The organism is Methylophaga thiooxydans DMS010 (assembly GCF_000156355.1).
Classification (GTDB): Bacteria; Pseudomonadota; Gammaproteobacteria; order Nitrosococcales; family Methylophagaceae; genus Methylophaga; species Methylophaga thiooxydans.
Genome location: NZ_GG657889.1, coordinates 63753 through 75793, shown reverse-complemented (window position 1 = coordinate 75793; position 12041 = coordinate 63753). Strand labels below are relative to the sequence as shown.

At 43.9% G+C, this 12041-nt stretch carries 13 protein-coding genes; 7 read left to right on the top strand and 6 right to left on the bottom strand.

Annotation, left to right across the window (positions count from 1 at the left end; all coding sequences use genetic code 11):
* Positions 1 to 72: 72 nt before the first annotated feature.
* The 3 genes from MDMS009_RS03410 to MDMS009_RS03400 all read right to left on the bottom strand — a co-directional run bounded on the left by MDMS009_RS03410 (position 73) and on the right by MDMS009_RS03400 (position 2624).
* Entirely contained in the window at positions 73 to 378 is a 306-nt protein-coding gene (locus MDMS009_RS03410) for a hypothetical protein (RefSeq protein ID WP_237700467.1), read from the bottom strand.
* Between the two features lie 172 nt (positions 379 to 550).
* Positions 551 to 1951: a heavy metal sensor histidine kinase gene (locus MDMS009_RS03405; protein WP_008290502.1), complete on the bottom strand. Its 1401-nt coding sequence runs from the start codon at positions 1949 to 1951 to the stop codon at positions 551 to 553.
* A complete protein-coding gene (locus tag MDMS009_RS03400; protein ID WP_008290500.1) occupies positions 1944 to 2624 on the bottom strand; it encodes a heavy metal response regulator transcription factor in 681 nt (226 codons plus the stop codon). Before MDMS009_RS03400 ends, MDMS009_RS03405 begins: the two co-directional genes overlap by 8 nt.
* Before the next feature lie 200 nt (positions 2625 to 2824).
* Here MDMS009_RS03400 and MDMS009_RS03395 point away from each other — a divergent pair, with 200 nt between their 5' ends.
* The 7 genes from MDMS009_RS03395 to MDMS009_RS03365 all read left to right on the top strand — a co-directional run bounded on the left by MDMS009_RS03395 (position 2825) and on the right by MDMS009_RS03365 (position 10197).
* Complete coding sequence (locus tag MDMS009_RS03395; protein WP_154646962.1) at positions 2825 to 3091, top strand: hypothetical protein; 267 nt, start codon at positions 2825 to 2827, stop codon at positions 3089 to 3091.
* 41 nt (positions 3092 to 3132) lie between these two features.
* A complete protein-coding gene (locus tag MDMS009_RS03390; protein WP_008290361.1) occupies positions 3133 to 4926 on the top strand; it encodes a copper resistance system multicopper oxidase in 1794 nt (597 codons plus the stop codon).
* Between the two features lie 12 nt (positions 4927 to 4938).
* A complete protein-coding gene (locus MDMS009_RS03385) occupies positions 4939 to 5688 on the top strand; it encodes a copper resistance protein B (RefSeq protein WP_008290462.1) in 750 nt (249 codons plus the stop codon).
* Positions 5689 to 5732: 44 nt separating this feature from the next.
* On the top strand, positions 5733 to 7082 hold the full coding sequence (locus tag MDMS009_RS03380) for an APC family permease (RefSeq protein WP_008290464.1): 1350 nt from the start codon (positions 5733 to 5735) through the stop codon (positions 7080 to 7082).
* Positions 7083 to 7103: 21 nt separating this feature from the next.
* Positions 7104 to 7652: a c-type cytochrome gene (locus tag MDMS009_RS03375; RefSeq protein WP_008290478.1), complete on the top strand. Its 549-nt coding sequence runs from the start codon at positions 7104 to 7106 to the stop codon at positions 7650 to 7652.
* 89 nt (positions 7653 to 7741) lie between these two features.
* Positions 7742 to 9019, top strand: a complete 1278-nt coding sequence (locus MDMS009_RS03370) for an ATP-grasp domain-containing protein (protein WP_008290456.1) — start codon at positions 7742 to 7744, stop codon at positions 9017 to 9019.
* Positions 9020 to 9252: 233 nt separating this feature from the next.
* A complete protein-coding gene (locus MDMS009_RS03365; RefSeq protein WP_406564438.1) occupies positions 9253 to 10197 on the top strand; it encodes a DMT family transporter in 945 nt (314 codons plus the stop codon).
* Positions 10198 to 10347: 150 nt separating this feature from the next.
* Here MDMS009_RS03365 and MDMS009_RS03360 read toward each other — a convergent pair whose 3' ends face one another.
* The 3 genes from MDMS009_RS03360 to MDMS009_RS03350 form a co-directional block, all read right to left on the bottom strand.
* Positions 10348 to 10806 (bottom strand): ATPase, encoded by a 459-nt coding sequence (locus tag MDMS009_RS03360; protein ID WP_237700465.1) that lies wholly within the window; start codon positions 10804 to 10806, stop codon positions 10348 to 10350.
* Positions 10807 to 10975: 169 nt separating this feature from the next.
* Complete coding sequence (locus tag MDMS009_RS03355) at positions 10976 to 11335, bottom strand: hypothetical protein (protein WP_008290471.1); 360 nt, start codon at positions 11333 to 11335, stop codon at positions 10976 to 10978.
* A gap of 53 nt (positions 11336 to 11388) precedes the next feature.
* Positions 11389 to 12015 (bottom strand): methyltransferase family protein, encoded by a 627-nt coding sequence (locus tag MDMS009_RS03350; RefSeq protein ID WP_008290420.1) that lies wholly within the window; start codon positions 12013 to 12015, stop codon positions 11389 to 11391.
* Positions 12016 to 12041: the final 26 nt, after the last annotated feature.

Below are 12041 nucleotides of genomic sequence, written 5' to 3'. Positions count from 1 at the left end.
GCATCACATGCAACGTAAATGTTTCAAGCATAGAACAAAGTCATAGCTTGAAACGCTACGGAAATAACAGGATCAGCTCAGGGTTGGCGGACGCCAGAGGTCATTGGGCGCTAAGTTAGGCTCGAACGGTATATTCGTTAATGTCGAACTCATACCAGCGGAAACGAAGTTCCATGATGGAATAGAAGGAAAGATGATTAAATTAGGAATGCTGCAACCTTGCTCAGCTTTACAGGACTCACCTGATTTTGCGGCAGTCTCGGCATCATTACAGCAGTCGGGCATATCAGCATAATCCATGGTTGCCATGCTGACACCCTGCACCATAGGGCAATCGACATTATGGCTCTGCGCATAGCTAACATTGGCGAACGCCAACGAAAAACAAAGCAGAATTAAACTTAATATGCGCATTATCAAATAATACTTTTTTATAAATTTATTAACAAGTGAGACCTAAAGTCTCTGGTTAAGTTTCAAGCTAGATCTTTTTTTAAATCGTTCAGTGGTCAGGCCAGATAAAACTAAACATTCTAAGTTGAAAATGTAGCTACATTACTAGAGGAAGATACACAGTAAATGTGGTGCGAGCATTGTTCGACTCAACGGTTATTCGCCCATCATGTGTTTCGATAATAGACTTGGTAATAGCTAACCCTAACCCAGTCCCTTCAGAAAGGCGGTTTCTTGAAGGGTCAACTCGATAAAACCTATCGAAAAGTTTTGAAAGATGTTCAGCGGGTATCTGTTCCCCCGGATTGATTATTTCAACGTACACATTGTGGTTTTTATTTTGACCTATCTTGACTGTAATCTTCTCTCCATAAGGAGTATGCCTGATGGCATTTGATAGCAGATTTGATAAGGCACGTTTAAGAAGTTCTCGATCAGCAGGTATGGCTGGTGCTTCTCCTTCCAAGGTAAGCGTAATCTGGCTCTCTGCAGCTAAGGCATCAAAAAATTCGAACAAGTCTTTTATTTCAGAACTTAAATCAATAAGCGTAGAGGCCGGTTGAATAAGTTTATTATCGCTTTGCGCTAACCAGAGCATGTCACTGACCATTTTGGCTAATCGCTCTTGTTCCTCAAGATTTGAATAAAGAAGTTCTTTGTATTGCTCTATCGGGCGAGCTTGCGTGAGCCCTACTTGCGTCTGTGTAATGAGGTTAGTCAATGGTGTTCGCAATTCATGTGCAATGTCGGCAGAGAAGTTTGAGAGTCGTTCAAACCCATCCTCTAAATGCTGCAACATTTGATTAAATGATAGAGCTAATTCTCGTAATTCAATAGGCAATGAGTTTGGAGCTATCCTTTCATCCAGCTGGTTTGTTTGTATATTTCTAATTCGTCTACTGAGTTGGATTAATGGCCGGTGGCCTTGATAAATGCCAAACCACGTTGCAGTCAAAGTCGCTATACCAATGACAAGCATGATTAACCACATTTTTTCTTTAAACTTCTCGAGAAAACTTAAGTGAAATGCCATATCCATGGCAGCCATAACACGATACGGGATGCCCTCTACAGTGAAGTCGACAACAAGTCCTCGGTAAATCTCACTATCAATTTTCCAACTGACTAGGTTTGATTTATCTATACGATTAGCTGGTTGGGGATGTGTTATTTCCGAAAAAAACTCAGCACCTTTCGAGTGAAAAAGGTGCGTGCCAGGCGGTGTTTCTACTTGAAAATAAACACCGTGATGACCCGATATAGCTTGAGATAAGACGTCGGGTGCCTGACTTACATTGCCATTAATACTGTCAAGCCTCTGCTCAACAGTTTCTATAATAATTTTGAGTTCATCGTAGTCCTGCTCAATAAAGTGCTGCTCAACGGATTTGATGACAAAGAAACCGCTCAGTAATAAGCAAGCCAGGATAGCAAAGCCAGCGAAACTCATTACGCGTAGTGTTAGAGAAATGGGCATACCTTTTTTTTGTTTATTCACTTTCGTCTTCCAGCTTGTAGCCCATACCTCGAACAGTGTGTATCAGCTTCTGCTCAAATTCATCATCAATTTTTGCGCGCAGTCTTCTCACAGCTACATCTATCACATTTGTATCGCTGTCAAAATTCATATCCCAAACTTCTGAAGCAATGATTGAGCGAGGCAACACTTCACCCTGTCGACGAATAAAAAGCTCCAATAGCAGAAACTCCTTTTGTGACAACGTGATTTTTTTACCTGCACGGGTCACTTTCCTTGAAGGTATATCTAAAACGAGATCTGCAACCTTAAGCTCCTCAATAATTGCGGTGCTGTTACCACGTCTTAGGAGGCTTCTTATTCTCGCTAACAGCTCAACAAAGGCGAAAGGTTTCACAAGGTAGTCGTCAGCCCCTAATTCTAAGCCCTTCACCCTGTCAGTAACGCTATCTCTAGCAGTTAGAAATATAACAGGTGTTTGATTTCCAGCCTCGCGAAGTGATTTCAGTATTCTCCAGCCATCAATATCTGGCAGCATGACGTCAAGAATGATGACATCAAATGTTTCCGTCATTGCTTGGTGATAACCATCAAGGCCATTCGACATCCAGGTCACCAAAAATCCCGCCTCGGTCAGGCCTTGTCTGATGAACTCCCCAGCTTTGCGCTCGTCCTCGACAACGAGTAGACGCATTGGACACACTCCATTTCAATCTATTGACTGTTCTAAAACAGCATACTGGCTCAAGACTCAATGCACATTACAATTTTGTCATCAACAGGTCATGTCTACGTCAGACAGGTATCACTAACATTTGAGTAGTAACACGGAGGCCTCAATCTAGGTTGAGGTAGAAACATACTGAAAAACTTATCTGAACGAGGAATGAGCCGGTGATAAACAAAGCAACGCCCATCTGCATGGCCTTATTATTTCTATCATTCAATAGTCTTGCCCATGAACAAGAGAAGCATAATGCCCCGTCATCTCAATCCAGTTGTGATGCGATGTTAGATAGGAATCATACAGACATGGATATGGATGATCCTGTCGCCTTGGCCATGCTGAAAAAATGTCAGTCTTTGCCAAAAGAAAACGCTGATAAAAAGCCGGGACTTGATCCTCACCAAGAAAATAAAGCCGAGGCAAAGCAACACTAAACGCCGTTTTAACTGTATATAACTTTTTGGAGATAGCCACTATGGCGAAGACTCTACCGTCAAGTCGTCGTAAATTTATAAAATCAGCCTTAGGGCTAAGCTCTGCACTAGTGTTAGCAAGGTTAGCACCTGTATGGGCCTCACCATTAGGGCGTAGCTATGGTGAGCTTATACATAGTGACGGCCCCATCGATTTATTGATTGAACAGTCACCGATGAATGTGGCGGGTAAGTCTGCTTTCCCCATCACGCTTAATGGCTCAATGCCAGGTCCACTTATCCGACTTCGAGAGGGGCAGCGTGCACAACTCAATGTCACGAATGCACTGAAAACGGATACTTCGATTCATTGGCACGGGATCATTCTCCCTGAAAATATGGACGGTGTGCCGGGTGTAAGTTTTCCGGGCATTAAGCCCGGAGAAACCTTTCATTACGAGTTTGATGTCACCCAAAATGGGACTTATTGGTATCACAGCCACTCAGGCTTACAAGAACAAGTTGGTCACCTTGGTCCACTTGTTATCGAGCCCGCTGATGGTGATATAGGCGCCGATCGTGAACATGTGATTTTACTGAGTGACTGGACGTTTGAAGATCCTCACGCGGTATACCGCAATTTAAAAGTTGCAGAAGGCTATTACAACTATCAACAGCGGACCCTTTCAGATACGTTCGATGATATTAAAAAACAGGGTTTAGCTGATACCTGGAAGCAACGCTCGATGTGGAACAAAATGCGAATGAGTTCGCGAGATATTCTGGATGTCACTGGCTCGTTCTATACCTATCTAATGAATGGCAGAGACAGTGAAACCAATTGGACAGCACTTTACCGGCCTGGAGAAAAGATCCGTTTAAGAATCATAAATGGATCTGCCATGAGCTTTTTCGACTTCAGAATCCCGGGACTTGAAATGGTCGTGGTAGCGGCTGATGGACAACCAGTGAAACCAGTCACTGTTGATGAGTTCCGAATTGGCGTTGCCGAAACCTACGATGTCATCGTTCAACCTAAAGACAGTCAACCCTATACCTTTTTTGCTGAGAGTATCGACCGTAGTGGTTATGTTCGAGGCACACTCGCGACAGAAATGGGACAGCAAGCTGAAGTGCCTGAGTTGAGGCCAACACCGGAGCGAGGCATGGATGCCATGGGAATGGGTATGGACCATGATATGGGGAGTATGGGAGCGACAAATATGGATAGCATGGCGATGAGCCATAAAGGCCATGAGATGGCGTCTGGTTCTATGGACGGTATGCAGCACCAAGAACACGCTATCAGTGCAACCCGGCCCATTGCCCCGGTGATAGACATTAAACACACAAAAGCAGGCCATGGTCCTGGTGCAGCCATGCTGGCAGAAAACCCCACAAGCCGCCTAAACGAGCCGGGAATTGGTCTTGAAAATGTGAATCATCGTGTTTTGGTCTACGGGGATTTGATTGGTGCTCACCCATGGCCTGATGAAAGAGAGCCAGAACGCCAAATAGAACTACACCTTACCGGCAATATGGAAAGGTATATGTGGTCCTTTGATGGTGTGAAGTTCAGTGAAGTCGATGGCCCTGTTGAATTTCATCATGGTGAACGACTCAGGCTAGTTTTAGTTAACGATACGATGATGGATCACCCTATTCACTTACATGGTATGTGGATGGAGCTTGAAAATGGGCAATATCCTCGGCCACGGAAACATACGATTAGTCTCAAGCCAAGCGAAGTAGTCTCTTTACAGATAAGTGCTGATGCCCCGGGAAGCTGGGCATTTCATTGTCACCTGCTTTACCACATGAAAGCCGGTATGTTCCGTGTTGTATCAGTTGTTTGAATAGGTGTTTAAATGAAACGAGTAAAAACACTCACCGGATTATTATTACTGGGCTTTGCCTCTGTAGTTTCTGCTCAACATGCTGAGGATGATTGGCCCGAGCCGATGAAAACATCGCTGACAGGGCAGCTCATGATCGATAGATTGGAAATCAGTCAAACTGACAATGGCGACAATGTTGTCACCTGGGATGCCATCGGCTGGTATGGGGGGGATGAAAAACGCCTCTATATCAAAACCGAAGGAGAAAACCAGTTAAATGATGGTGAGCCTAGTGAGCTAGAAAGTGCTGAAGTGCTCGCCAGTCATTTGATAGCCCCTTTCTGGGAATTTCAAGCAGGGCTTGGTCTTCGGGGATCTCTAGACTCGGATGTGAACCGTGAGCATTACGCTGTATTTAGTTTATTCGGTTTAGCCCCCTATCGCTTTGAAATAGATCAGTCCTTAACGGTTAATGAAGATGGCGATATAGCAGCGAGCTTGGAGGCTGAATATGATTTACGCCTCACTCAGGTTTCCTATCTGCAGCCCAGGTTGGAAGTTGCAGCCGCTTTGACAGATGCACTCGACTATGACCGGCCACGAGGGTTCAATAGTATGACGTTGGGGCTTCGTTACCGTTATGAACTCAGCCGCGAATTTGCTCCCTATATAGGAGCCTATTGGCGGCAGTCTTTTGCAAAGACGGCGGATTTAGAAGCGGCACGAGGTAAAGACGATTCTGAATTTGGCATGGTGATTGGGGTACGTATGTGGTTTTAAATCGTGGCTCACGAGTTACGTTGAAGATTGAAAAGGAGTAGTTGATGCAAGAGCAGCAAGAAGATCATACAACGCATTATCAAAAGAACAGTCTTTCACTACTAGGCACAATAGCATTAGGAACCGGCGTTATGATTGGTGCCGGTATTTTCTCTTTAACGGGACAAATGGCAGAACTCGTCGGGTCTGCTTTTCCGTTCGCATTTTTGGCGGCGGCCATTGTAGTCAGTTTCAGTGCTTACTCTTACATTAAAGTCTCCAATAAATATCCCTCGGCTGGGGGGATCGGCATGTATCTTCATAAAATGTATGGTCACTCATTATCGACCGCATTTCATGCTTTGTTGATGTATGTTTCCATGGTCATTGCTCAAAGCTTTCTGGCAAGAACTTTCGGCAGTTATACAATGCAGTTATTTGATGTTGAGCAAACAGCATTCTGGGTGCCAACTTTGGGAGCCTTCCTGATAGCTGGCATATTTGCGGTCAACCTGACCAGCAACCGTTATATACAAGGTACAGCCTATTTTCTAGGCTTAGTCAAGATAGCTGGCATCCTGGTGTTTGGTGTATTAGGCATTTATTTGATGGTGAGCTCAGGTCAGACACTGGAATCTGAAATCAGTCTTGTTGCAGCAGAAAACGACTGGACCGCTTTTATTGCTGCAACCGCTCTAGGTGTATTGGCATTCAAGGGTTTTACTACTATTACCAATAGTGGCTCAGAGGTGATCAACCCTCGATTGAATATAAGCCGAGCCATCATTATTTCAATTGCGTCCTGTATCGTCATCTATGCACTCGTTGGCTGGTCTGTGGCCGGAAACCTCTCTATTAGTGAAATTATCGAGGCAAGAGACTATTCTCTCGCTGCGGCAGCCAGACCGGCAGCCGGCAATGTTGGTGTCTGGTTTACAGTAATAATCGCTATTGTCGCCACAGCAGGTGGTTTAATGGCGAGTGTGTTTGCAGTGTCTCGTATGCTGGCAATGTTGACTGAAATGAGATTAGTGCCTCATAGCCATTTTGGTATGCCAGGCAGTATCCAAAAACATACGCTTGTCTATACCGTTTTACTGGGGCTAGTCTTGACAGTGTTCTTTGACCTGAGCCGTATTGCCTCGCTTGGCATTATCTTTTATCTCGTTATGGATACCGCCATTCATTGGGGCGTCTTAAAACATTTACGCAATGATATTCAGGCGAATCCAGTTATCCCTTCTCTCGCTATCTGTCTGAATATGCTGTTGCTTGCTGGGTTTGGAGCAAGTAAATGGCAGAGCGACCCGTTAGTAATATGGGTTGCTCTTGCAGTGATGGCAGTGATCTGGCTTGTGGAGTATTTTTTCCTAAAAAAAGTTGAGCAGACAGAAGCTACTCATAGTCATCACTAACTACTTTAACTTGCAGGTAATATGAAATCATATATAAAAAATCTGACATTGTTGCTCATAGCAGTAGGTATCGCTTTTATGGTGTTTATCTATTCTGGCTGGTACGACATAGGCGCCGATACACGACATAACAAACTGACCTATTGGGCATTAGAAACATTAAGAGATAACTCTGTCGCTCGTGCTGCTTCTGAAATACAGATACCAGCAGATTTAGACTCATCAGCACGCTTACTACGTGGCGGCCCCGATTACAACGAGATGTGTGTGTCCTGTCATTTGGCACCAGGTAAATCCAGCACGGATTTCACTAAAGGTCTGTATCCTTCACCGCCCAATCTAACCGAAATACCTGAAGGAACATTGACCGAAGCACAACATGACCAGCGTCGTTTCTGGATAATCAAACATGGTATCAAAGCTTCAGGCATGCCCTCATGGGCTCCCGGTCATGATGATCAAAGGATTTGGGATATGGTTGCTTTTTTAAAACAACTCCCCGAGCTTTCACCTGAGCAGTACCAAATCTTAACCTCAAGGGGTGAGGGGAAAAGAGGTCATGCGCATTAATTTCAGTTTGGAAAATATTAATCATACTCACTTAATGGATTAGCTAGCTCGACATTGTGATTTCCCTTAACGGATAAAGAGGCCCGTCCTTGAAACAAAGTGATAATTATTCACAACAGTCGAAAATAGAAAGGCTCAATCAGCACTGTGTTTGTGTGACACTCGATTGGCCGACAGTCGAGCTTCAACTTCTTCAGTTGTTAGGTGATGATGCTGACAATGCCTTGTCCAACTCTATCATGCGACAATTCTTCTCAAATGTCGCTGTGTTTGTTCCCGACTCTGACCTGAACCAGATGCTGGCAATTGTTCAAGCCATTGAGTCCACAGCAGCACTGCCTGACTATCAGCGACAAGTCCTATCATGGGCGCCAGCGAGTGCGAAATACAATCCAGGACAAGCTGGTGCTTTCATGGGCTTTGATTTTCACCTCAGCAAGGACGGTCCGCGTCTTATAGAAATTAATACTAATGCAGGTGGCGCTTTCCTAAATTCAATCTTGGCACGTGCTCAGTCAAAATGCTGTGGTGGCCAAGTACACGGGGCTTGGACTGAAAATTTCGATGAAGCAGTAATAGCCCAGTTTATAAGCGAATGGCGTGTCCAACGTGGGAGCGGACAACCGGAAATAATAGCCATCATCGACGATGTCCCCACAGAACAACACCTGTATCCCGAGTTCATACTGGCGCAACAGCTCTTAAGTACGTATGGCATTAATACCGTTATCCTTTCCCCATCTGATCTCAGATATGAAGCGGGGGGCTTGTATACTGGTAATCAACGAATTGACATGGTTTATAACCGTTTGGTCGACTTCGGGCTAGAGACTCCTGAACATGATGCTCTGCGCTCAGCCTGGTTAGAGGGAGGGGTGGTGATCACCCCAAACCCGCATACGCACGCTATGTTCGCAGATAAGCGTAATCTGGCGGTGATGTCAGATCAGCAGCTTCTGATGGATTGGGGCTTAAGCCCTGGACATGCTGAATTACTTCAAAATGGTATTCCACACACAGTGAGGGTGACAGCATGTGATGAGGAGTCGCTCTGGCAGCATCGTCGACAGTGGTTTTTTAAACCGGTAGCAGGCCATGGCAGCAAAGGCGTCTACCGAGGAAGCAAACTCACCAAAAGCACATTTGCCCGAATTCTTGAAGGTGATTATGTTGCTCAAGCTTTTGTACCGCCTTCAGAGCGCATGGTTATGGTTGACGGTGAGCGAAAAATGCTAAAAGTCGACGTACGTTTATATACCTATGGAGGATCTCTAATCTTGGCGGCGGCAAGACTCTATCAAGGTCAAACCACTAACTTACGAACCCCAGGTGGTGGGTTCGCGCCCATACTCACACAAAACAATTAACCTTAAAATGATTGTCACCAAATTTGGACGAAGCCTAAATTTTCTTGATGCTATACGAGCCTTAATGCTAAATAACGCTGTCCATGCTTCATGCCTCATTTTCTGATATAAACAATCCGCACCCCATAGTTTACGAGGATATTAGCAGCCTTTCAGACTAGCCCCTCTGGTTTATCGGTTAGCACACACTGAAAATCATACATCATGGGGGGGAATGGATCATCGTCACATCAATGCATTATCTGCATACTATCTGTAATCAAACGGTTAACGTCATGTCACTGAATACTCATTTAAAGCTCGTCAGCCCTGCTGCAATCATCGTGATGATGATGTGGGCATTGTGCTACCCACTTATCAAGCTCAGCCTGCCTTTTGCTCCCGTTATGTTGACAGCTTTTTTACGTGCCATACTTGCTGGCTGTGTGATCGTACTCATTGCTCACCTTACGAACCGCCCTTTTCCTAAGGGTTGTCGACTCTGGGCCTATATAACAACAATAGGCCTCACCGCGACAAGTCTGGGTTTATGGGGCATGTTTTATGCCGGCAGTTTGATTGATCCCGGGCTTGCAACTGTCATCACTAATACGCAACCATTGATTGCCGGTATTTTAGGCTGGTATTTCCTGAAGGAACGAATGACCACCGTACCATTCATTGGTACTGTTATCGGATTTATAGGAATAGTCATCATTTCTTTGAACAGCCCGGCCCATAGTGAGAAGCAAATTTTATTGGGAATAGGCTTCGTGCTAATGGCATCGGCTGGCGTTGCTGTTAGCAATGTTTTACTTAAGAAAATTGCAGGTCAAGTCGACGTACTTTTTGCAATGGGATTCCAGTTACTCATCGGTGCCATACCGCTTGGTGTTTTGGCTTATTACACTACTAGCCCAGACAGCATAAACTGGAAAATGGATTACACCTTAATTCTCCTTGCATTGGCATTATTCGGAACCGCCCTGCCATTTATTTTGTGGTTCTGGTTAATGCAACAGGCACCACTTTTCAAGCTAAACGTATATAACTTCCTAACCCCTCTATTTGGTATATACCTAGGTCATACTTACTTTTCAGAGTCATTAACCACTATTCAGTGGCTTGGAGCAACATTAATTATTATCGCTATTTTCTTAGTCACAGTGATCAATGGAAAGACAAAACCTCAGCATTAACATAGCTTCAAGCTTTACCGTTAAGCCTCACTACTGAATCAAACTCAACATTTCAATTAAGCATAGTTAACTTCGAGTGTAGATCAAACTTGTATTCAGTTCATTATCAGAAATGAAAAGCATGCTGGCTTCTCATTCAAGACTTTTATTTCATAAGTCCTCTAGTCGGTTTGCTGACTGCACCATCTGCATCATTTCATGTTCTTCAAATGATTTGAGTGTTTCCATTAACTCTTCCGCCGAGGGTATATCTGCACGTTCATGTAGATAACGGTACAGGTCAATAACCTGCTTATGCTGATGAATAATTACCTGCATGATTTCTTTAGTCGATAGCTGAGAAAATGGTGCATCACAATCATGATGTTGAACAATTGGATGTTTATTCAAATACTCATAGCACCAGGTATTTAACGCGTGTTCGTTACCTGTGACTTCAAACTCGTGAATAACGTGTCTAAGCTTTTCTTCATGTTCTGATAAATACTTGAGAAGCATTTGAGCACGAGTACCCTCATTATTGTCGGCACAATGCTTCAAACACTCGCTGAGGTGTTGATGAAACTCGCTTGTCCAGTGAAGGACATCTCTTAAAGTTTCAACTTGCATAATTGGATCTCCTGATTTTGGTTCGACAGCCTAATTAGTCGTACTTGTAAATTGGCTCCCTATTTAGCCATATTAACTACAAATGGCATGTTTCTTTTAAGATATATACGAAAAGCGCCAAGTTTATTTCTGTAGCTGAGCAGCGAAAATTTTGAAGCTGAATTTCTGACTACCTGTGTTTGTTACCTGAAGGTACCTTATTGCAGCAATGGGGCTCATGTTTGGCGTTATTTTTTATGTTTTCGTCAGTTTGTCGTTGCCAGCCCAGCTTAGTTTGACTCCACCAACTGTCCTTAATTGATGCGCCATGTTTTTCAACAATTGCAATCAATTCATCAATACTATGGTGAGATGCCTCGTATGCAATTTTTATTGTTTGTTTCTCGGCTTTTAGCCAGACACGATCAACCCACGGTAGTGCGTCAATCTCAGTGAGCAACTTCTTACTATTGGACTGCTCAAGCCCGACAAGTCCTAACTGATGTTTTGTCAAAAATCCGGGATTAATGCCTAACCTATGCTCAGTCATTTCATCATCTCCACTACCACACCAGGCTATGTTGTTGACGTTTCCTCACCAATTTAGAGTTTAGGAATCCATGCTGGTGTCGTTTGCATATAACGTCTGTATTCATCTCCAAACTCATCAAGCGCCATGCGCTCTTCTCGCTTGGCTAACCGGATATAGACAATGACCAGAATTGGAAACATTACCAAGGTGGGGATAGTTGGCCATTGCAACAGAAAACCAAACATAATCATGATGAATGCGATGTATTGTGGGTGTCGGAGCCTGGCATACCATCCTGTTGTTGCTAACTGCCTGCTTTGTTGGGCACGGTGTAATACGCTCCAGGCCGAAGCCAGTAAAAAGAAACCAAGAATAATGACAACATTGCTTGCAATATGCAGCGGGTCAAAATGCGGGTTACCTTCAAAACCTAGTATCGTATGCAATAAATGTCCATTTTCATGCGCCATAAAATTGATATTGGGATATTGCTCCGCCAACCAGCCAGATAAAAAATAGATTGTTAGGGGGAAACCATACATTTCTGTAAACAACGCAATAATGAATGCAGAAAAAGCACCTAGACTACGCCAATCTGTTTTTGTCTGAGGCTTGGTAAAGCTGAAAGCAAAAAAGATAAATATCGCTGAATTAATCAATACCAGCGTCCAAAGACCATAAGCTGATTCACCATGCATGCTATTTCTCCAGTAATGTTGTCTTA

Bases quoted from the DNA above. Each gene is read 5' to 3' on its own strand.
- MDMS009_RS03365 (WP_406564438.1), top strand. From the start codon at position 9,253: ATGCATTATCTGCATACTATCTGTAATCAAACGGTTAACGTCATGTCA.
- MDMS009_RS03360 (WP_237700465.1), bottom strand. From the start codon at position 10,806: ATGCAAGTTGAAACTTTAAGAGATGTCCTTCACTGGACAAGCGAGTTT.
- MDMS009_RS03380 (WP_008290464.1), top strand. From the start codon at position 5,733: ATGCAAGAGCAGCAAGAAGATCATACAACGCATTATCAAAAGAACAGT.
- MDMS009_RS03355 (WP_008290471.1), bottom strand. From the start codon at position 11,335: ATGACTGAGCATAGGTTAGGCATTAATCCCGGATTTTTGACAAAACAT.
- MDMS009_RS03350 (WP_008290420.1), bottom strand. From the start codon at position 12,015: ATGCATGGTGAATCAGCTTATGGTCTTTGGACGCTGGTATTGATTAAT.
- MDMS009_RS03385 (WP_008290462.1), top strand. From the start codon at position 4,939: ATGAAACGAGTAAAAACACTCACCGGATTATTATTACTGGGCTTTGCC.
- MDMS009_RS03375 (WP_008290478.1), top strand. From the start codon at position 7,104: ATGAAATCATATATAAAAAATCTGACATTGTTGCTCATAGCAGTAGGT.
- MDMS009_RS03390 (WP_008290361.1), top strand. From the start codon at position 3,133: ATGGCGAAGACTCTACCGTCAAGTCGTCGTAAATTTATAAAATCAGCC.
- MDMS009_RS03400 (WP_008290500.1), bottom strand. From the start codon at position 2,624: ATGCGTCTACTCGTTGTCGAGGACGAGCGCAAAGCTGGGGAGTTCATC.